General features: G+C 43.2%; 18 protein-coding genes and 1 pseudogene. 9 read left to right on the top strand and 10 right to left on the bottom strand.

What is annotated here, in order from left to right:
- Nucleotides 1–26: 26 nt before the first annotated feature.
- The 5 genes from NWP22_RS13830 to NWP22_RS13810 form a co-directional block, all read right to left on the bottom strand.
- Nucleotides 27–1,535, bottom strand: a complete 1,509-nt coding sequence (locus NWP22_RS13830; protein ID WP_271730667.1) for a UbiD family decarboxylase — start codon at nucleotides 1,533–1,535, stop codon at nucleotides 27–29.
- 361 nt (nucleotides 1,536–1,896) lie between these two features.
- Entirely contained in the window at nucleotides 1,897–2,691 is a 795-nt protein-coding gene (pstB, locus tag NWP22_RS13825; RefSeq protein WP_271730668.1) for a phosphate ABC transporter ATP-binding protein PstB, read from the bottom strand.
- Nucleotides 2,685–3,608 carry a phosphate ABC transporter permease PstA gene (gene pstA, locus NWP22_RS13820; RefSeq protein WP_271730669.1) on the bottom strand — a complete coding sequence of 308 codons (924 nt, stop codon included), beginning with the start codon at nucleotides 3,606–3,608 and terminating at the stop codon, nucleotides 2,685–2,687. Before pstA ends, pstB begins: the two co-directional genes overlap by 7 nt.
- A gap of 1 nt (nucleotide 3,609) precedes the next feature.
- On the bottom strand, nucleotides 3,610–4,524 hold the full coding sequence (gene pstC, locus NWP22_RS13815) for a phosphate ABC transporter permease subunit PstC (protein ID WP_271730690.1): 915 nt from the start codon (nucleotides 4,522–4,524) through the stop codon (nucleotides 3,610–3,612).
- Nucleotides 4,525–4,633: 109 nt separating this feature from the next.
- A complete protein-coding gene (locus tag NWP22_RS13810) occupies nucleotides 4,634–5,644 on the bottom strand; it encodes a PstS family phosphate ABC transporter substrate-binding protein (RefSeq protein WP_271730671.1) in 1,011 nt (336 codons plus the stop codon).
- A 515-nt stretch (nucleotides 5,645–6,159) separates the two neighbouring features.
- Between NWP22_RS13810 and NWP22_RS13805 the strand changes: the two genes are divergently transcribed.
- The 3 genes from NWP22_RS13805 to NWP22_RS13795 all read left to right on the top strand — a co-directional run bounded on the left by NWP22_RS13805 (nucleotide 6,160) and on the right by NWP22_RS13795 (nucleotide 8,907).
- Nucleotides 6,160–6,945 carry a phosphate ABC transporter ATP-binding protein gene (locus tag NWP22_RS13805; protein WP_271730672.1) on the top strand — a complete coding sequence of 262 codons (786 nt, stop codon included), beginning with the start codon at nucleotides 6,160–6,162 and terminating at the stop codon, nucleotides 6,943–6,945.
- 189 nt (nucleotides 6,946–7,134) lie between these two features.
- Nucleotides 7,135–8,166, top strand: coding sequence for a 4-hydroxyphenylpyruvate dioxygenase (hppD, locus tag NWP22_RS13800; protein WP_271730673.1), 1,032 nt, complete (start codon nucleotides 7,135–7,137; stop codon nucleotides 8,164–8,166).
- Between the two features lie 39 nt (nucleotides 8,167–8,205).
- On the top strand, nucleotides 8,206–8,907 hold the full coding sequence (locus tag NWP22_RS13795; protein WP_271730674.1) for an HAD family hydrolase: 702 nt from the start codon (nucleotides 8,206–8,208) through the stop codon (nucleotides 8,905–8,907).
- 106 nt (nucleotides 8,908–9,013) lie between these two features.
- Here the strand turns inward: NWP22_RS13795 and NWP22_RS13790 are convergent, their stop codons facing one another.
- Nucleotides 9,014–9,640 carry a CPP1-like family protein gene (locus tag NWP22_RS13790; RefSeq protein ID WP_271730675.1) on the bottom strand — a complete coding sequence of 209 codons (627 nt, stop codon included), beginning with the start codon at nucleotides 9,638–9,640 and terminating at the stop codon, nucleotides 9,014–9,016.
- Between the two features lie 696 nt (nucleotides 9,641–10,336).
- On the opposite strand from NWP22_RS13790, the gene NWP22_RS13785 reads away from it, so the two are divergent.
- Nucleotides 10,337–11,056: a response regulator transcription factor gene (locus NWP22_RS13785; protein ID WP_271730676.1), complete on the top strand. Its 720-nt coding sequence runs from the start codon at nucleotides 10,337–10,339 to the stop codon at nucleotides 11,054–11,056.
- A 364-nt stretch (nucleotides 11,057–11,420) separates the two neighbouring features.
- Here the strand turns inward: NWP22_RS13785 and NWP22_RS13780 are convergent, their stop codons facing one another.
- Both NWP22_RS13780 and hisIE read right to left on the bottom strand, forming a co-directional pair.
- Entirely contained in the window at nucleotides 11,421–11,639 is a 219-nt protein-coding gene (locus tag NWP22_RS13780; protein WP_271730677.1) for a DUF2811 domain-containing protein, read from the bottom strand.
- Between the two features lie 474 nt (nucleotides 11,640–12,113).
- Nucleotides 12,114–12,764 (bottom strand): bifunctional phosphoribosyl-AMP cyclohydrolase/phosphoribosyl-ATP diphosphatase HisIE, encoded by a 651-nt coding sequence (hisIE, locus tag NWP22_RS13775; RefSeq protein ID WP_271730679.1) that lies wholly within the window; start codon nucleotides 12,762–12,764, stop codon nucleotides 12,114–12,116.
- A gap of 176 nt (nucleotides 12,765–12,940) precedes the next feature.
- On the opposite strand from hisIE, the gene hemL reads away from it, so the two are divergent.
- Nucleotides 12,941–14,239: a glutamate-1-semialdehyde 2,1-aminomutase gene (gene hemL / locus NWP22_RS13770; protein ID WP_271730680.1), complete on the top strand. Its 1,299-nt coding sequence runs from the start codon at nucleotides 12,941–12,943 to the stop codon at nucleotides 14,237–14,239.
- 129 nt (nucleotides 14,240–14,368) lie between these two features.
- On the opposite strand, the gene NWP22_RS13765 is transcribed toward hemL, so the two are convergent.
- Both NWP22_RS13765 and recA read right to left on the bottom strand, forming a co-directional pair.
- Complete coding sequence (locus NWP22_RS13765) at nucleotides 14,369–14,512, bottom strand: metallothionein (RefSeq protein WP_425332618.1); 144 nt, start codon at nucleotides 14,510–14,512, stop codon at nucleotides 14,369–14,371.
- 187 nt (nucleotides 14,513–14,699) lie between these two features.
- Nucleotides 14,700–15,773, bottom strand: a complete 1,074-nt coding sequence (recA, locus tag NWP22_RS13760) for a recombinase RecA (protein ID WP_271730682.1) — start codon at nucleotides 15,771–15,773, stop codon at nucleotides 14,700–14,702.
- 607 nt (nucleotides 15,774–16,380) lie between these two features.
- Between recA and NWP22_RS13755 the strand changes: the two genes are divergently transcribed.
- The 4 genes and pseudogenes from NWP22_RS13755 to NWP22_RS13740 form a co-directional block, all read left to right on the top strand.
- A complete protein-coding gene (locus tag NWP22_RS13755) occupies nucleotides 16,381–17,130 on the top strand; it encodes a sucrose-phosphate phosphatase (protein WP_271730684.1) in 750 nt (249 codons plus the stop codon).
- Nucleotides 17,127–17,774: a Holliday junction branch migration protein RuvA gene (gene ruvA / locus NWP22_RS13750; RefSeq protein WP_271730686.1), complete on the top strand. Its 648-nt coding sequence runs from the start codon at nucleotides 17,127–17,129 to the stop codon at nucleotides 17,772–17,774. Before NWP22_RS13755 ends, ruvA begins: the two co-directional genes overlap by 4 nt.
- A 68-nt stretch (nucleotides 17,775–17,842) precedes the next feature.
- The gene (bioF, locus tag NWP22_RS13745; protein WP_271730687.1) at nucleotides 17,843–19,018 is read left to right on the top strand and encodes an 8-amino-7-oxononanoate synthase; all 1,176 of its coding nucleotides are present in this window, start codon (nucleotides 17,843–17,845) and stop codon (nucleotides 19,016–19,018) included.
- Between the two features lie 380 nt (nucleotides 19,019–19,398).
- A pseudogene (locus NWP22_RS13740) lies at nucleotides 19,399–19,681 on the top strand (FAD-dependent oxidoreductase); the annotation flags it as partial.

Here is a 19,681-nt window from a genome sequence, read left to right as displayed (position 1 = left end):
CCCTAGGGAAGAGGGGCTACTACTTTTTACCGCATATCGTAGCCGAACAAATTGGGATCTACCTCCCCTAACTTTAAATTCGCTAAACCATACTCAGCCCAGCGTCTATCTACCATCGCTGCTATATTGGGGTCTGACTCCAGAGGTGCGCCCCATTCGTGGTCTGTTTCGGGTGGTATTTTCGTAGTCGCATCAATACCCATGCGTCCACCTAAACCAATTTTCTCACTAGCAAAATCTAAGGTATCAAAGGGTGTATTAGGCAAAATAAATACATCCCTAGAGGGATCAACTTTGGAACTGATAGCCCATACTACTTGACGCGGATCACGAATATTGATATCTTTATCCACCACAATCACAAATTTAGTATAAGTAAATTGGGGTAAGGCACTCCAAAACGCCAAAGCAGCCCGTCGCGCCTGTCCTGGATATGCTTTATCAATGGAAATAATCGCAGCTTTGTAACTTAAGGCTTCCATTGGTAAGAAGAAATCCACAATTTCCGAGACTTGTTGCCGCAAAATAGGAGTGTAAATCCGATTCAGGGCGATCGCCATCATCGCCTCTTCCTTGGGGGGACGACCGCTAAAAGTGGTTAAATAAATGGGGTCTTTGCGGTGGGTCATACATTGGAAGCGCACCAACGGAGAATCTTCCACACCACCGTAGTAACCCATATGGTCGCCAAAGGGGCCATCTGGTAATACTTCCCCTGGTGTAATTGTCCCTTCCAAGACAAATTCTGAATCTGCGGGAACTTCTAAATCTACAGTTTTACATTTTGCTAGGTTGACACCGGAACCGCCATAGAGTCCTGCAAACAACCATTCTGATAGATCTACAGGAATGGGTGTTGCCGCAGCCATAATGATTAAAGGATCTACACCCAGAGCGATCGCCACTTCTAACTTTTTACCACATTCAGCAGCCTTGCGTAAATGTCTAGCCCCACCCCGCACAGATAACCAGTGAACAGTCATCGTATTTCGAGATTGCAGTTGCAAGCGATACACACCTACATTGGGCGTACCCGTTTCACAGTCCTTGGTAATTACTAATCCCAGAGTGATAATCTTACCGGCATCGCCTACATACGGACGTATTAAGGGTAACTTATTTAAATCTAAATCATCACCTTGGACTACCACTTGTTGACAAGGTGGGAAAAAGTCTCGTCCTGGTTTAGCCTTCACTACATCAAACAGCACCTTCCCAAAGTCTATAGCTTGGGAAATCTTTTTTGGTGGTTTTGGTTGTTGCAGCATACCCAGCTTTTTACCCAGAGTTTCCAACTCTTCTGGATGCTGCATATTCATTGCCCAGCATATCCTTTGCACAGTTCCCATCAAATTAACCGCCACCGGGAACGATGCGCCTTTAACGTTCTCAAATAGTAACCCTGGTCCACCTTTTTGTAGCATCCGGTTGGAAATTTCTGCAATTTCTAATTCTGGGTCAACTAAAGCGGAAATTCTCTTTAATTGTCCTCTTTCTTCCAGAATTTTGATGAATCCCCGTAAGTCTCTGGCCATGGTTATAATAAAGGTGAATAGGAAGAAAACATATTACATATGTTTTCTTAATATTAATTCATGATTAGCTTTAACTAAGCTGGCAAAGTCATCTTGCAAACCGTCAAAAAATGGGTAAATAAGCCAAAAATACCCACCTACTACAATAATTTCCCCTTGATATCTAAGTTTAACGGTAAATTAACCCAGTAGTGAACTTTTCTTAACCCCAAACTAGTTGGGGTCAAGTTATTTTAATCCAGTATAGGGAATCAGCACTACCCTAATCAAACATGGCGATGATATATGTACTTAGCTAGCAGCAGGTAGCCAGCTACCTGCTAGCTTTGTTTTTTGCCACTAAAATTGTGGAAACAAAAGATTATCCAAAACGACCACTAACATAATCTGCCGTTTTTGCCTCAGAAGGGTGATGAAAAATGACCTCTGTCTGATCAAACTCCACCAGTTCGCCCAAATACATAAATGCCGTATAGTCAGATAAACGAGTTGCTTGCTGCATATTATGGGTGACAATCAAAATCGTCACTGTTGTTTTCAGTTTAGTAATTAACTCTTCAATGCTGGCAGTAGCTATGGGGTCTAGGGCAGATGTTGGTTCATCAAATAGTACCATTTCCGGTTCAGTAGCCAAAGCCCGGGCGATACAGAGCCTTTGCTGTTGACCACCAGAAAGGTTAAAAGCTAAATCACTCAGACGGTCTTTGACTTCATCCCACAAAGCCGCACTTTGCAAAGCTGTTTCTACTTTCTCATCAATAATGTCACGTCTAGTTTCACCCCGTACCCTCAAACCATAAGCCACATTTTCATAAATAGACTTAGGAAAAGGATTAGGTCTTTGAAACACCATACTAATCCGCATTCGCACTTCAATGGGGTCAACTTTACGACTTAGCAGGTTGACCCCATCTGGTTCTAGAGTGATTTCTCCTCCATAGCGATTACCCGGATAGAGGTCATGCATCCGGTTGAAACAACGTAGTAGGGTAGTTTTACCACATCCAGATGGTCCAATCAATGCCGTAACCTGCTTCTCAGCCACTGGCATATTAATGTTCTTCAGAGCATGGACTGTACCAGCATAGTAAAAATTAAGACTATTAACCGCCGCCTTTAAGGGCTTGTTCAGTTTGGAATATCCTGTTTCTACCATTTGATTTTACTGCGTAAACGATAACGGAAATAAATTGCTACAGCATTCATGGACAAAGTAATCACAATCAGAACAATACCCGCTGCCGCAGCGTTCACCTGAAAGCTAGTTTGGGGACGAGATACCCAAGAAAACATTTGAATTGGCAGCACAGTAAAAGGAGCAGATAACCAAGCAAATGAAATGAAGGGAAAATCACTCGTGATTGGGGGGTCAGGTAAGAAGGCAATAAATGTCAAAGCCCCAATAGTAATTAAAGGCGCAGTCTCACCAATAGCCCGCGCCAAGGCCACAATCACACCAGTCAGAATTGTTCCTGTGGAGTAGGGCAAAACGTGATCCCAGATTACCTGCCACTTAGAAGCCCCGGTTGCATAAGCAGCCTCGCGAATACTATTAGGAATAGCACGGATAGCCTCACGAGTAGCAACAATTACTATAGGTAAAACTAGTAGCGCCAAAGTTAACCCGGCAGTAATGACACTTTCACCCAGGTTCAATCCATAAACAAACACACCCAAAGCTAAAAGCCCATAAATAATCGAAGGAACGCCCGCCAAGTTAGTAACATTAATTTCGATTAAATCAGATATCCAATTTTTGCGGGCATATTCTTCTAGGTAAATTCCCGATGCCACGCCAATGGGTACTGCAGAGGATGCCGTGACTAACATCACAAGTATAGTACCTACCCAGGCAGAGAGAATACCAGCCTGTCCTGGTCTGCGACTGGGAAAAGAAGTGAAAAACTGCCAGGAAAGCCGGGGTAACCCATCGTGCAACAAATCCAAAAATAGCGCCAACAAGGTGATGATGGCAACCAGCATTGATAACAGGCTGATGATCCCAAAAATATATTCTGAGCGCTTGTTATTGCTAATGGCCTTCCGGGCTTCCTGAAGCTTGAGATTTGTCATATCAATAAATCTCCCGGTAGCGCTTACTCAGAAAATGACCAATAATGTTGAAAACCAAAGTCATCAACACCAAAGCCAGTCCCACAGCGAAGATTGTTTGGTATTCTAAGCTATTGTGGGGTAAGTCACCGAGACTGACCGATACTATGTAGGCAGTCATAGTGGCGGCTGGCTCCATGGGATTAAGGGTAAAGTTGGGTTGTCCCCCCGCGGCAATAGCTACTACCATGGTTTCCCCCGCAGCCCGGGAAACTCCTAAAATATAGGCAGCTGATATCCCTGAAATTGAGGCGGGTATGACAACTCTTAAAGCTGTTTGTAAGCGAGTAGCCCCTGTTGCATAGGAACCTTCTCGCAGATATGCCGGTACTGCACGCATGGCATCTTCACTTAAAGAACTGACATAGGGAATAATCATAATCCCTATGACTAACCCCGCACTGAGCATATTAAAACCAGGTAAGTCTGGTAAAATTTGCTGCAAGAGGGGTGTGACAAATAACAATGCAAAATAACCGTATACTACTGTTGGAATACCAGCTAGTAATTCTAAGGTTGGCTTAACGACCTCCCGGACTACAGGGGGAGCAAATTCACTCAAGTAAATAGCAATAATTGTACCTAGGGGTACTGCTACTGATAAAGCAACTAATGTAGTGACTAAAGTTCCCGAAACTAAAGGCCAAATTCCAAAATTTTTCTTTTCAAACAGGGGTGTCCACTGGGTGGAGGTGATAAATTCCCACAAAGACACCTGTTGAAAAAAAAGTGCAGATTCATAAAGTAGAACACCAATAATTGCCACCGTGGTGGCCACAGAAGACAGGGCTGCTAAAAATAACACAGCCTCAATCCCCCTTTCCCGTAAATCTCGCACTAACTTGGGAGAAAACTCAATTCCTTGGGCAATCTTCATTTTGGAAATATCTAAACAGCCGTGATGAGCAATTCCAATATCCAAAGAGAAGTACCACCAGTAAATCTCTTTGGTAAGTTGACAAAATCTTCAAAATCCAGCCCCGAAATTAGTCTTTTGCTTGACGTGCTAACACATCGGCAATTTTTACACCAACAGCTTCTTTACCACCAAATACAGTACCAAATCTCTTGGTGTTAACGTGCCTCTGGGCGGTAGTATAAGCTGAAGCAGGTAGACCAACGTATCCTACTTCTCTGCTGAGTTTGGCTCCATTTGTTAGGTAAAAATCAACAAACTGCTTGACTTCTGGCTTGTCAATGGACTTAGAACTTACGTAAATAAAAATGGGGCGAGACAATGGGTTGTATGTACCATTTTCTACTGTCTGTACTGAAGGGGCTACACCATTAATAGATACTGCTTTGAGCTTATCTGTGTTTTCTGAATAATAGGCGAAACCAAAGTAGCCCAAGGCATTTCTGTCGCGAGCAACACCCTGTACCAAGACATTATCATCTTCGCTGGCAGTAAAATCACCACGGCTAGACTTGGATTTCCCTACAATAGCTTCGGTGAAATAGTCAAAAGTACCAGAGTCAGCACCAGGTCCAAACAGCTTTAATGATGCGTTAGGGAAACCTGCTCGCACTTGATTCCAGTTATTTACCTTTCCTTGGGCTGCGGGTTCCCAGATTTTCTTCAGTTCCGCAACTGTCAGGTTATTTACCCAGTTATTTTGCCTGCTAACTACTACGGTTAAGGCATCATAGGCCACTGGTAGCTCAAGGTAGCGAATACCGGCAGCTTTACATTGGTCTATTTCTTTTTGTAAGATGGGACGGGAAGCACCAGAAATGTCTGTTTCTCCACGACAAAACTTTTTAAACCCACCACCTGTACCGGACACACCAACGGTTACTCGCACCCCTCTTTGAGCTTTTTGAAATTCTTCTGCTACGGCTTCAGTAACCGGAAAAACTGTACTAGAACCATCGATTTGCACAGTTTTGACACTTTGAGATTGCACCGCAGAAATCGAGAACCCTAGGGTGGTGGCTATCATGGAAACCAGACCCAGTGCTGTCAAGCTATGAAGCTTCAAGTTCATTTTATTCATTCCCAAACTCCTAATTTTTTGTAGATTTAGCCTTCGCCTCATCGCCTTCAAGAGACGATGCTGTGATTAGGTGAAGAACTTAGTGAATATAAAATCTATCCACTGCTAAGAAGGTTGACATAAGCAGTTCATCCTTAAGTTAATTTTTGGTTAATAAGAATTTAATATCGAGTGTTAACCGAGTATTCTTTTTTTACTTGTGATAAAATTTAGAACGTAGGCTTGACAAACTTATCATTTAATGAATATGGGAGTGAATAATAGGAATAGCCATGTCTGGGTCAAGTTATATCCAGAAATTAATCATCTTCATTGCAGTCAATTAAGTAATGCAAAAATTTATGTGCTGTCAAGTAAATTTTAATTACGTGATATATTTCGCGTAATTTTTACATTTACTAGTAGGCAATTAGGCACTACAAAAACTCCATATTGATTGCACAAATCACGAAAGATTACTAATTACTTTTCAGGTTTTGTTTAGTCAATATTTATTGCCCCAGCGTTTTTTGAGTATGAATCAACTAATTTCCGCCATTAAAGTGAAAAATCTCAGCTTTTATTACAATACTCAAAAGATATTTGAAAATGTTTCTATGGATATTTATCAGGGCAAAGTAACTGCAATTATTGGACCTAGTGGTTGTGGAAAGTCTACTTTTGTGAAATGCCTCAATCGCATGATTGAATTAGAAGGGAAAGTACGAGTTGAGGGAGGGGTAGAATTTTTTAATCAAAATATATATGAGCGTCGTGTTAACTTAACTCGGCTCCGTCGTCAAGTGAGTATAGTACTCCCTAAGCCAAATCTTTTTCCCATGAGTGTTTATGATAATGTCGCTTATGGGGTAAAAATACTGGGTTGGCATCCGAAAGCAGAATTAGACAGGATTGTAGAATCTGCCATTAAAGATGCTGATCTCTGGGAGGAAGTGAAAAATAAATTACATAAGTCGGCTTTAGACCTTTCTGGGGGTCAACAACAACGACTCTGTATTGCTCGTGCTTTGGCAGTGAAGCCACAAGTTATCCTCATGGATGAGCCTTGTTTTGCTCTTGATCCTATTGCTAGGATCAAAGTTGAGAGCTTAATCCAACGTTTGCGTTTGCGTTCAGAATTGACAATGGTCATTATTAGTCACAACTTGCAGCAGGTACAGCGCCTATCTGATTTCACTGCTTTATTTTATACTAATGAAAATCGTATTGGTGAAATGATTGAATTTGGTACCACAAATAAAATCTTTACTAATCCTCTTGATTCTCGGACTCGCGACTATATTTCTTACCACCTTAATTGAGCTATTTTACTTTGTGCAATTGCAAATGAATCAATTTATCTTGGGTTATGTCTTTCCACTCAACCTACAAATATTATAAGTGTTTAGCCGAAGAACATAATATATGATGAATGAGGAAAGAATGGATAATCTAGCAAAAAAGACAAAAATTACACATAGGTAAGCTGTTGTGCTGGATTATCAGGATTTATGAAGATCGATCACGTTCATTTCTATGTAGAAGATGCCAAAGTCTGGCGGGATTGGTTTGTAAACCACCTGGGGTTTACGGCAGTAGGTAGTCATCTTAGTTCGGTTCATACTTGTACGGAATTTGTGAGCAACGGTGTCGTTGACTTTTGGCTGTCCTCAGCGTTATTACATACAAGTCCAGTAGCGGATTTTCTACGCAAACACCCCCCCGGGGTAGCAGATGTGGCTTTTGCTGTGGAAGATGTGGCTTGTGCGATCGCACAAGCTCAAACATACGGGGCTACAGTCATTCAACCCATCCACTCACGCCGGGTTGCCGGTGTTTGGCGTCAGTGTGGCACAATTGCTGCCTGGGGTGGGTTAACTCATACGTTGATTTCAACCTCACCGGGTCATGCACAGCAAACAACAGATCATACTTTTACTGCCATAGATCATATAGTTTTGAATGTGGCAGTGGGTGAATTGGAATCCGCGGTCGCTTGGTACGAAAAAGTTCTCGATTTTCAACCCCAGCAAAGCTTTAAAATTCAAACCGAGCGTTCTGCTTTATATAGCCAAGTCATGGTTTCCCGTAATGGTAGGGTACAATTACCGATTAATGAACCAGCTTCTAGCAATTCCCAAATTCAAGAGTTTCTCGATGTTAATCGCGGATCTGGAGTTCAACACATCGCTTTGGCGACACCTAATTTGATCAGTACCATTACTCAATTGCGCGCCCGTGGTCTATCTTTACTGTCGGTTCCCCAAACCTATTATTCACAAGTCCAACAGCGTCGGGGATGTCCTCTGTCTAGGGTAGAACTTGAGGCCATTGCCGAGCAAGAAATTTTAGTGGATTGGCCAGAAGATTCCCAAGATGCAGTACTGCTACAAATCTTTACTCAGCCTATTTTTGCACAACCCACTTTTTTCTTTGAGTTTATTGAACGCCGTTATCAGGCTCAAGGTTTTGGGGAAGGTAATTTTCGGGCTTTGTTTGAGGCTATTGAAGGCGAACAAATCAAACGCGGCAGCTTGCAATAATTAATGAGATAATGTCATAAAAATTAACATTTTTTGCCAATGCTAAGATTAATTACTGACTTCGACGGCCCGATTATGGATGTCTCTGAACGGTATTACCGTGTTTATCAATTTTGTTTGGAGAAGATCCGATATCCCCAACAATCTGTACAAGAACTTTCCCGGGCAGAATTTTGGCAGCTCAAGCGATCGCGTGTCCCTGAAAAACAAATTGCTTTAAAATGTGGTTTAGATGACACCCAAGCCCAAGAATTTGCCCATTTACGGCGCAAAACCGTACACACAGACAGTTATTTTCAGTATGACAGCCTGATTCCAGGGGCTGTAGACACACTGTTAAAAATTCAACAGGCTGGAATTGATTTGGCGGTGATGACCATGCGTCGAGTCAGGGAACTAGATTATGCTCTGCAAAAATATGAATTAGGTAATTTCTTCCCAGAAAATCGCCGTTATTGCTTGAGCAACGACTATGTTAAAACTAGTGACGTTGAAGATAAACCCTTGTTGATGGAACGAGCATTAGCGGAACTGCCTCCCGCCTGTGATACTTGGATGGTTGGGGATACAGAAGCAGATATTGCGGCGGCGAAGAAATACGGTATTAAGGTGATAGCTGTGGAGTCTGGGATTCGCGATCGCACTCAATTAGAAATTTACCAGCCAGATGTAATTGTTGAGGATTTGAGAACAGCTGTCAAACTTATCCTCGAATCTAGGTTGGCAGAAATTGGGTCATAGTAACTTATCTTAAGAATATGCTAATTAACAATTCCCCCACCAAGCAGGCAGCTGGGTGGGAGATTCCTGTTTCAGCGGTCACCATGATCACTATAAATGTGTGATTTTAACGCAGAAAACTGGTAATTAGCCATAACAAGATAAATGTCAACACTGTAGAGAACTGGTCAGAGCTGATCTGTGCCAAGTTTATCTGCGGCAGGAGCCAGTTAGCAATTAGCCCACCAGCGATTAAACCGACAATTAAACCCACCAAAGTCAATAAAACTGCCCTACCAAACTTGTCTTCCTTGCGTTTGAGGAAGTAAATACTGACTCCTACACCTAAGACCAAAGCCAATTGTAAAACCTGACCGCCTGGGGATGGAGTCAACACACTCATGGAACTTAAACCCAAATACCAAGCTCCGGGTAAGAGTATATCTCTAGGCGAGGGTTGATCTCGCATTCGTTGCAGCCATGCTGGAGACTGCTGCGGAGGGTTGGGAGTTTCTTTTGCTGGGGATTGCACCCGCAATTCTGGAAACCTGATTCGTTCGGGTACCTTAATTTTACCTTCTTGGCGCATCCGGAGGCGATCCATTAGAATCGCATCGTAAGCCACTTCAATGAGTTCTATACTCTTGGCATCGCCATTGTATTGCTCCAATTGGCGATTACGAGCATCCTGAATTTCATCGAAGCTAGCATCTTCCGATACCCCAAGTTTCTCGTAGGGATTTTGATCGCTCATGGGAGTTTATACTTTCTTTAGCCTTAGTCAGGGGCAGTGTTTGAGTGTTTGGAAAAACAACTTTAGGTTTTATCTTGAGCCCAACCAACGTATGAACCCATTTCTAGACCCTACAAGGTATAGTAGCATGGGTTAGTTGGGGTAAGTGGAAATTTGTAACTACATTAACTTTAACATATTGCTCATTGCTCTTACACAGTTTCTCACCGCTTCCCTTTGGTAAATGACTTCTTTACTCTATAATTTTAAATAGAGGTGCTACCAACGCATTTTTTAGAAAAAAATTAAGTTTTATGTATCTAAATTTCGCAATTTAGAGCATCTCGGAGCAATTTTTAGTACTTAGCCTCACAATAGCTTGTGGTATGTATCCGCATATAGATTTAGAATTGAAAAGTTTTAAATCCCCACTCAATTGGGAAAGCAAACTCTACCAGGTAAAGGAACTGCTATGGCGGACATTGAGAACAACGGTCTGGTACACATGAATCTTGATAATTAGAATACAGGTATTCAAAATCCTCTTAGTTTGATTTTCCCTCAATTCTGATGACACAATTATTTTATTTTGGATAATCAGGAAATGCATTCCTTAGCTCTGTAGAGTCTTAAATAACCCCTAAAGTGGAAACTGCGTTTTTTACGCAATCCCCCCGTCTGTGTTAATCTTAGGAATTTTTGTGCAAAGTGATGGTCATGGCTCCCGCCAAGATTCTTGTAGTTGATGATGACCCTGCGGTCAGAAATTTAATCCAACGCTTTTTGATTAAGCAGACCTATCAGGTGGAGGCGGCTGAGGATGGTAAAACAGCCTTAACGCTATTTGAGCAATTTAACCCAGATTTGGTAATTTTAGATGTGAATTTGCCAGATGTCATCGGGTTTAACCTCTGCCAAGAAATGCAAAGTCGTAGCGGTGTTTTCGTTTTGATGCTGACTAGTCGCGCCGACGAAGCCGACAAAATTCGCGGCTTTTCCAAAGGTGCTGATGACTATCTCACTAAGCCATTTGGACTCGGAGAGTTAGAAGTCAGAGTAGCCGCAATTTTGAGACGCCAGCGGATTGTGACTACTGCTGAACAAAAACGTCTAGTATTTGAAAAGTTAATGATTGATCCGGCACGACGCGAAGTCGCATTCAACAACCAAGCAATACCCTTAACTGCTCTTGAATTTGACTTGTTGCATTTTTTAGCTAGCCATCCCGGTAGAGTCTGGCGACGTGCAGAACTGATTCAAGAGGTCTGGGATTATGAATATGTTGGCGACCAGAGAGTTGTGGATGTACACATTGGTCAAATTCGCAAGAAAATTGAAATCGATGCTAGTCAACCAGCACTCATTCAAACTGTACGCGGCGTTGGGTATAAGTTTGAATGTCCCACTCATTCCCCCCAGTGGGAACCTCATTCCTGAGTCCATACTATTGAGCGTTAACTCTTGATTAAGTAACTAAGTAGGTAGCTACGCATAAACTTTATTCTGTCACTCTTGCCATTACTTGCTAAGTTTTAGTGCTAATGACTAACTCGTAGATTTTCCCACCTACCTACTGAAGCTACAAATATTGAGCCGATCTAGGCCCATCCTATCCCTTCCCAGTTGTATTCAACATCCATCCATTCATGGGGCATCATAGTTGCCTTGTCCATGATCAGGCAGGAGCGACAACAACAGTACACTATTATATCGAATTTTCTCAAGATAGTTAGAAAGATTTTTGCCCAGTCACTTACCAGTACTTTAGTGTTTCTGGTTAATTGCTGCTGGGCATTTGTATTTAGCAGTTATGGAACAATGTTTCTAAATATACACGTGCAGCGCGGCGATGGCGCTCGCGCCCTCCGGGGGCATCGCTTTCGCCATTTTGCAGTAAAAACAGAGACAAAGCAGCCGTCAGGACTCTTTTTTCATCCCAATCTGGGTGGGTTTCTAAGTAATTTTTAAGGGATTCATGTAGTGATTCGGGAATTTCCGTCAAGATACTAACTGCGTTCATGAGTTTTTCCTTCTCTGAAATCAATCAAGAGAGACAAGTTGCTACATAGTTCTGTCTTCACCTGACAATCTACACCAACGTCTAAGGTGATTTTTCCTGTCAATGGTGGAACAAACTATAAAAGCCAGTCGCATCATTGTGCGCTAACAGGGGGTGGGTTTGTCAATGCTGCGAAATGTTACATCCCATGGGATATAAAACAAATGTTGACGTAATAATCAGGCTTTTGGGTCTTTTTTTGTTACTTAACTTCACAAAAACTCAGTAACATAGACATCTAGGGATTGGGATCAAACAATCCCCAGTAAAACTGTAAGTGCCTATTAATTGGTCAAACACCTGTGGAAAAGTACCAAAATACCTGTGGAAAGCCTGTGGAATTAGTGAGGAAAATTTTCGGTAATGATAAGAATTACAAAATATTGGTAATTGGGAACTCTCATCTGTCTCCGGCGGCTTTGACCAATGCCTGAGCTAGCGGCGACGTTCTTGTAACTTGCGATATACTGATTTTAAATCCACTTGATGATGAGCTAAGGCCACTAGGGTATGGTAAAGTAAATCTGCAACCTCCCCGGCGATCGCATCCTCCTCATCATCCTTAAAGGCCATCACCACCTCGGCGCTTTCCTCACCAATCTTTTTTAAGATTTTATTGTCCCCACCGGCCAATAACTTACAGGTGTAAGAAGTTTCCACTGGGTGGTCACGGCGATCGCAAATTACCTGAAATAATTGGGACAAAGTATCCCCTGGTGGTAGAGCCACTCTTCCTTCCACCTGATGAAAACAGCTACGCTCCCCAGTGTGACAAGCAATATCCCCCAACTGTTCTACCCCAAGGAGTAAGGCATCACTATCACAGTCATAACGGACGCTTTGCACCTTCTGAATATGTCCAGAAGTTGCGCCCTTATGCCATAACTCCTGGCGGGAACGACTCCAAAACCAAGTTTCCCCGGTTTCCAAAGTCTTTTGTAAAGACTCCCGACTCATCCACGCCATCATCAAAACAGTGCCATCCAAGTAATCTTGGATAATTGCCGGTACTAGACCGCGTTCATCGTAGGAAATCTGATCAACCGGGATAGAGAGGGGTAGTGAATCCGGATCATGAGAAAACATCACAATTTTAACTCTGTTCTGTGTATTTTAATGGAAAATATACAATACCATTGATATGATTGGTGGAAAAATGATTCAGCTTAAACAAAAACATTCCTATCTGGAGCAGACTGCATCTTGACAGCAGTTCAGGGTGCTTTGATGTGATAATTATTTTCAAAATTTAGGAGATAGCCTTGGTAAATACCACGATTAAAACCACAAAATCACAAGAAATCTTTGCTGCTGCTCAAAACTTGATGCCGGGAGGAGTGAGTTCTCCAGTTCGCGCCTTCAAATCTGTAGGTGGACAACCCATAGTTTTTGACCGTGTGAAAGACGCGTATATCTGGGATGTAGATGGCAACCAATATATTGATTATGTAGGTACTTGGGGGCCAGCTATATGTGGTCATGCCCATCCAGAAGTAATTGCAGCCCTCCATGAGGCCTTAGAAAAAGGTACTAGCTTCGGCGCACCCTCAGTACTAGAAAATGTACTGGCAGAAATGGTCATTGATGCGGTTCCTAGCATCGAAATGGTGAGATTTGTCAATTCCGGCACTGAAGCCTGTATGGCAGTACTGCGGCTCATGCGGGCTTTTACCAGCCGGGAGAAAATCATCAAGTTCGAGGGCTGCTACCACGGTCACGCCGATATGTTTCTAGTCAAGGCTGGTTCTGGTGTAGCCACACTGGGGTTACCCGATTCCCCCGGAGTACCCAAATCAGCCACCATGAACACCCTCACAGCGCCTTATAACGACTTAGAAGCAGTCAAAGCCTTGTTTGCAGAAAACCCCGACGAAATTGCTGGGGTGATTTTAGAGCCAGTAGTTGGCAACGCCGGGTTTATTACTCCCGATGCTGGGTTTCTAGAAGGTTTAAGAGAAATCACCAGGGATCATGGGGCATTACTGGTATTTGACGAAGTAATGACAGGGTTTCGTATTGCCTACGGTGGCGCTCAGGAGAAATTTGGTGTCACACCAGATTTAACTACATTGGGTAAGGTGATTGGTGGAGGCTTACCCGTGGGAGCCTACGGCGGTCGCCGGGACATCATGTCAATGATAGCCCCAGCAGGTCCGGTGTATCAGGCGGGAACTTTATCTGGTAATCCTTTAGCAATGACTGCTGGGATTAAGACCTTAGAACTGCTGCAAAGACCTGGTACTTATGAGTATCTAGATAAAATTACTCAGAAGTTAGCAGATGGGTTGCTGCAAATTGCTCAAGAAACTGGTCACCCTGCTTGTGGTGGTCATATTAGCGCTATGTTTGGCTTATTCTTCACCTCTGGACCAGTTCATAACTATGAAGATGCCAAAAAGTCTGATATGGCTAAATTTGGTCGCTTCCATCGCGGGATGTTAGAGCGCGGTATTTATTTAGCACCTTCTCAGTTTGAGGCTGGTTTTACCTGTTTGGCGCACAGTGAAGCAGATATTGACCAGACTTTAGCAGCTGCTAGAGAAGTGCTGTCTAGTCTTTAAACTCCGCTCGGTTTCTCAACTGACGCTATACAGACAAGCCCAAAAACAGAGTACCTAGAGGTTTTAACCCACAGTAACCCTCCCCTCATCCAGGGGAGGGGGAACAAAGCCATTGTTTAATTAACTTAATTAACAGCCGCAGCCATTATGTCCACAGCCTTTGATGGTTTTATGACCTTCAGCACAGCCCTCAGAACAATAATATTTACCCTCTTTTTTAATAGCTTCCTCAAGGGAGACTATACATAAGCAGTTGGGACAGGCGCACTTCATTTGAGTGACGGTAGTCATAGTTCTCTCCATTAGTACCGAATAATTATCTATACTACAACATCTGAGCAGATATTCAAGTATTATCTATAGGTATCGGCAAAATTAAAGTTTTACTACTCATAGCGGGCAAGAAGAAGAAAATGCCCGCACTACATCTATAATAAAAAGGCTTTGGGTGGAATGTTGATTATTCTTCCTCTAACTCATTGTCATCATCTTCTTCCTCATTAGCCTTGGACACTGAATTAGCAGAAACAACAGCCCCCATATCCAGCTTTTGACGTACCAGTTCCTTGATTTGTTGCACAAATTCCGGCTTTTCTTCGAGATACTTGATCGCATTATCTCGACCTTGGGAAATATTCTCACCGTTGTAACTGTACCAGGCTCCCTTGCGAATAATAACCCCTGTTTCTTCTGCTAAGTCCACCAGACAACCCAAGGTAGAAACTCCCTTACCAAATATAATGTCAAATTCCGCGACTCTAAACGGCGGAGCAACTTTATTTTTAGCAACTTTCACTTTGACCCGGTTACCAAATTCTTCAGTGCCTTTTTTCAAGGTTTGTATGCGGCGAATATCCAGACGTACGGAGGCATAAAATTTTAAGGCGTTACCGCCAGTGGTGGTTTCTGGGCTACCGTAGGTGATCCCAATTTTTTGCCGCAACTGGTTAATAAAAATAACTGTGCATCCAGATTTACCTATATTTCCAGTGATTTTACGTAGAGCTTGGCTCATCAGTCGTGCCTGTAAACCAACGTGGGTATCACCCATATCCCCTTCAATTTCCGCACGGGGAACTAGTGCGGCTACTGAGTCAATGACGACAATATCAACGGCGGCGGAGCGCACCAGCTGATCAACAATTTCCAAGGCCGATTCCCCAGTATCAGGCTGAGAAACTAGCAAGTTCTCAATATCTACACCCAAAGCAGCAGCATAGGTGGGGTCTAGGGCGTGTTCAGCATCAACAAAGGCGGCTATACCATCTTGTTTTTGCACTTCCGCGATCGCATGTAGTGCTACGGTAGTTTTACCGGAACTTTCTGGTCCGTAAATTTCAATTACCCGTCCTTTAGGTAAACCTCCACCCAACGCTAAATCTAAGGTGAGAGCCCCTGTAGAAATTGTCTCTACTCGCATCTGCGTAGCATCACCCAGGCGCATGATTGCTCCTTTACCGAAACTGCGCTCAATCTGGTTGAGTACTATATTTAATGCTTTTTCCTTGCCAGAATTATTGGTGTTGGTAGCCATTCTTGCCTCTAAATATACGAACTATATTGATTTCAGGTATCTGGGGATGGGAGTTTCAGTAGAACAGATATACTATTTTAACCAGAAAATTCTCTTTTACAGTTTGAAAAAACAAAGGTGTCCACATGGTAACCTGAACGACTGGAAATGAGGCTAGTAATACTACATATTTTTAGGATATATTTATAACTATATACATACTCATAGAGAACAGGAAATCATCCCATAATTGAGCGATCGCCATTTCAGTTACCTTAAGGAAATAGGGAACAGGGTGGAAACTCCCTATTTGTTTTTGTGCTCACCTCTTTGGCGGTTGCTATCAATACTCAAACTTTTCACGCCAGTTATCCCCACACTCAGTATAGGTCTGGCTACCTATGGGTGTACCCAAACAACCTATGATTAAGTACTTTTTCAGCAATTTGAGTTTTTCCGGTTAATACTCAAAGTTCTTGTAGTAACTACCAGTAGAAATATATAAGAGTCGAAATCTGGTAAATTAACTCACGAGCCATTGCCAAGAATTGATCTTTGCTGTTTGCTCATCAAGAGGAAAACCTAACCAGGGACTTTTGCAACTACTAACTTAGGGTACATCAACATCATGAAACCGTTTCTTTTCGTCACCGACTTAGATAATACCTTTGTAGGGGATGACAACGCCTTAGCAGCACTGACCCAATCACTGACCCAACATCGTCAAGAATATGGTACTAAAATAGTTTATGCCACAGGGCGATCGCCTATTCTTTACCGTGAACTCCAGCAAGAAAAAAATCTCATGACACCGGATGCTTTAATTCTGTCCGTAGGTACAGAAATTTATCTCCATGGTCAGGAGACCCCAGATCAGGGCTGGTCAGAAATCCTCTGTGCTGGGTGGGACAAAGAGCTAGTATTTAAGATTGTCAAGTCTTTTCCTGAGTTGGTGCTGCAACCAGACTCAGAACAACGGGCTTTTAAGGTCAGCTGCTTCCTTCCCGAAGAATTTGCCCCCACCATCTTACCCCAACTAGAGGCGGAGTTGGTTAATTCTCAACTAAATATTAAGTTAGTCTATAGTAGCGGCATTGACCTTGACATTTTGCCCATTAACAGTGATAAAGGTCAAGCAATGCAGTTTCTCCGTCAAAAGTGGAAATTTGCAGCACAAAGAACAGTTGTGTGTGGTGATTCAGGTAATGATATTGCATTATTCGCTGTGGGTGAAGAGAGGGGAATTATCGTCGGGAATGCGCGGGGAGAATTACTCCAGTGGTACAAAGAGTATCCCGCTGACCATCGTTATCTAGCACAAAGTGCTTGTGCCGGTGGAATTATGGAAGGATTAAAATATTTTAGGTTCTTACAATGATTAGCTATCTTAAAGGGATTGTCGCTGGGATTCAAACAGTGGGCGGGGGTCGCTTCATCTTGACTCTTGAGGTTAATGGTTTGGGGTATGATTTACAAATTCCCCACCGGCTATCACAGCAGCTACCAGATTCGGGAGCAGTGGTACAAATCTTTACCCACGTGCAAATTCGGGATGAGGTACCCTTCCTCTACGGCTTTGGTTCCCCCGCAGAACGTGACTTGTTCCGCCACTTGCTCAGTGTCAGCGGTATTGGTGTGGCTTTAGCGATCGCCCTGTTGGACACTTTGGAATTACCAGATTTAGTGCAAGCCATTATTGCTACTAATGTCCAAATGTTAATTCAAACCCCCGGTGTGGGCAAAAAGACCGCAGAACGCCTCTGTTTAGAATTGAAAGCCAAGTTAATTGAGTGGCGCAAATCAGCAGGATTTTTTGTGGCCACCGGTGGACCAGCACCAGGGATTTTAAAAGATGTGCAAATGACTCTTTTCGCCTTGGGATATACTCCCAACGAAGTTAGTCACGCTTTACACGTAGTCAGTGAAGATATTGGACTGACAAAAGATGCTTATGTGGAAGACTGGATTAAACAAGCGATCGCCCATCTAAGCAGTAGTGAGGCAATCAGTCACCAGTTATGATATAATCTTCCCACCCCCTCCCCCTGCACGGGGAGGGGAGTTAAGTAAGTTATCGGTCATCTGTATTTATGTCTCCAGACCCTTACAACTGGATAGAATCATCTTTAGCCACTATTCACAAGGCTAACTGGTATCGTTCAGTCCAAACTATCCAGGGTCGCCCCAGTGCAACTGTGCTGTTGGCGGGGGAAGAGGTGATTAATTTTGCTAGTAATGACTACTTGGGCTTGGCTGGGGATGAACGCTTGAGCCAAGCCGCCATTACTGCGGTGCAACAATGGGGGACTGGTTCCACTGGTTCCCGGTTACTCAGTGGACATAGGGAAATACACAGAGAATTAGAAACGGCGATCGCCTCTTGGAAACAAACAGAAGACGCACTATTATTCAGTTCTGGCTACCTAGCGAATTTAGGTGCGATCGCCGCTGTAGTCGGTAAACGTGATTTAATCTTATCAGACCAGTATAATCATTCCAGTCTCAAAAATGGCGCAATTCTCAGCGGTGCCGACTTCAAAGAATATCCCCACTGTGACATTACAGCCTTAAAAACCCAATTAATTCAACACCGCCACAACTACCGCCGCTGCTTGATTATCACCGATAGCGTCTTTAGTATGGATGGTGATTTATGTCCTTTACCAGAATTATTAGATATAGCAGAGCAGTTTAACTCTATGCTCCTAGTAGACGAAGCCCATAGTACTGCAGTACTAGGGAAAACCGGCGCTGGGTGCCTAGAACACTTTAACTGTACAGGGAGAAATTTAATTCAAATTGGCACATTAAGCAAAGCCCTGGGGAGTTTAGGCGGGTATGTCGCCGGAAGCGCCACCCTCATTGACTACTTACGCAATCGCGCCCCTACTTGGATTTATACCACCGCCCTTTCACCCCCAGACACCGCTGCAGCCTTAGCAGCCATTACAATAGTCCAACAAGAACCCCAACGCCTGGCGCAACTGTGGCGGAATGTAGATTATTTAAAACATTTACTCTCCGCAAAATTACCACAACTGAAAATACTACCCACAGCATCGGCTATCATATGTATACAGTTACCTAGTGCAGCTGTAGCCCTGAGAGTTGGTCAACAGTTAAAAAGCCAAGGTATTTTTGCGCCCGCAATTCGTCCCCCCACTGTTCCCACCAGTCGGATCAGGATATCTCTCATGGCCAGTCATGAATTAGAACATATAGAAAAATTAGTCTCAGTTTTAATGAGAATATCCGCAGGTTTCTAACCCCCGTCTCCTGTGTAGCATCAAACGCAATTTTTCAACCCAGGGCGATCGCCTTACCATCCCCCCCACAGACACACAGATCCCCGACCTCTTCCATAACCTAGGGACTTATTGAATATTTGCGAGACAAGTCCGGGATCTTTCTTGCACCCCTCCCAGATACCGTCAGAGCGATCTGCTTGGAGCAGCGCTTCGCTATCGCCTTTAACTGCTCTCAAGATAATCAAACACATGATTTTCTAGTCAGATTTATCTGACTTTAGCTATTAGACGGGGGTTTATAACCCCCGGTTCCCCGTGTAGCATAAAACGGAATTTTTCAACCCAGGGCGATCGCTTTAGGTATTATAATAATGGCACTATACCCTATGAAATCAACCATGACTTACACACCTGATGATGTTTGGCGCTTATTAGGTGAGTTGATTGTAGCTCAAAAGGAAACAGAGCGCCGCTTTCAAGAAACAGAGCGGTTATTAAAAGAACAATCTCAAGAAACAGAGCGGTTATTAAAAGAACGATCTCAAGCAACTGATAAGCAGATTAAACAGGTAAGTCAACAACTGGGTAAGTTAGGTAATCGTCTAGGGGAGTTTGTAGAATGGCAAGTACGCCCTGCTGCGGTAAGATTGTTTCGAGAACGGGGTATTGATGTCCATGAAC

It is taken from the genome of Anabaenopsis tanganyikae CS-531, assembly GCF_029891675.1.
Classification (GTDB): domain Bacteria; phylum Cyanobacteriota; class Cyanobacteriia; order Cyanobacteriales; family Nostocaceae; genus Anabaenopsis; species Anabaenopsis arnoldii.
This window is presented reverse-complemented; position numbering and strand designations above follow the sequence as displayed.

Bases quoted from the DNA above. Each gene is read 5' to 3' on its own strand.
- NWP22_RS13805 (WP_271730672.1), top strand. From the start codon at position 6,160: ATGAATCAACTAATTTCCGCCATTAAAGTGAAAAATCTCAGCTTTTAT.
- NWP22_RS13790 (WP_271730675.1), bottom strand. From the start codon at position 9,640: ATGAGCGATCAAAATCCCTACGAGAAACTTGGGGTATCGGAAGATGCT.
- ruvA (WP_271730686.1), top strand. From the start codon at position 17,127: ATGATTAGCTATCTTAAAGGGATTGTCGCTGGGATTCAAACAGTGGGC.
- pstB (WP_271730668.1), bottom strand. From the start codon at position 2,691: ATGGTAGAAACAGGATATTCCAAACTGAACAAGCCCTTAAAGGCGGCG.
- pstC (WP_271730690.1), bottom strand. From the start codon at position 4,524: ATGAAGATTGCCCAAGGAATTGAGTTTTCTCCCAAGTTAGTGCGAGAT.
- NWP22_RS13810 (WP_271730671.1), bottom strand. From the start codon at position 5,644: ATGAATAAAATGAACTTGAAGCTTCATAGCTTGACAGCACTGGGTCTG.
- bioF (WP_271730687.1), top strand. From the start codon at position 17,843: ATGTCTCCAGACCCTTACAACTGGATAGAATCATCTTTAGCCACTATT.
- NWP22_RS13785 (WP_271730676.1), top strand. From the start codon at position 10,337: ATGGCTCCCGCCAAGATTCTTGTAGTTGATGATGACCCTGCGGTCAGA.
- hisIE (WP_271730679.1), bottom strand. From the start codon at position 12,764: ATGTTTTCTCATGATCCGGATTCACTACCCCTCTCTATCCCGGTTGAT.
- NWP22_RS13755 (WP_271730684.1), top strand. From the start codon at position 16,381: ATGAAACCGTTTCTTTTCGTCACCGACTTAGATAATACCTTTGTAGGG.
- hppD (WP_271730673.1), top strand. From the start codon at position 7,135: ATGAAGATCGATCACGTTCATTTCTATGTAGAAGATGCCAAAGTCTGG.
- NWP22_RS13795 (WP_271730674.1), top strand. From the start codon at position 8,206: ATGCTAAGATTAATTACTGACTTCGACGGCCCGATTATGGATGTCTCT.
- NWP22_RS13780 (WP_271730677.1), bottom strand. From the start codon at position 11,639: ATGAACGCAGTTAGTATCTTGACGGAAATTCCCGAATCACTACATGAA.
- recA (WP_271730682.1), bottom strand. From the start codon at position 15,773: ATGGCTACCAACACCAATAATTCTGGCAAGGAAAAAGCATTAAATATA.
- pstA (WP_271730669.1), bottom strand. From the start codon at position 3,608: ATGACAAATCTCAAGCTTCAGGAAGCCCGGAAGGCCATTAGCAATAAC.
- NWP22_RS13830 (WP_271730667.1), bottom strand. From the start codon at position 1,535: ATGGCCAGAGACTTACGGGGATTCATCAAAATTCTGGAAGAAAGAGGA.
- NWP22_RS13765 (WP_425332618.1), bottom strand. From the start codon at position 14,512: ATGAAGTGCGCCTGTCCCAACTGCTTATGTATAGTCTCCCTTGAGGAA.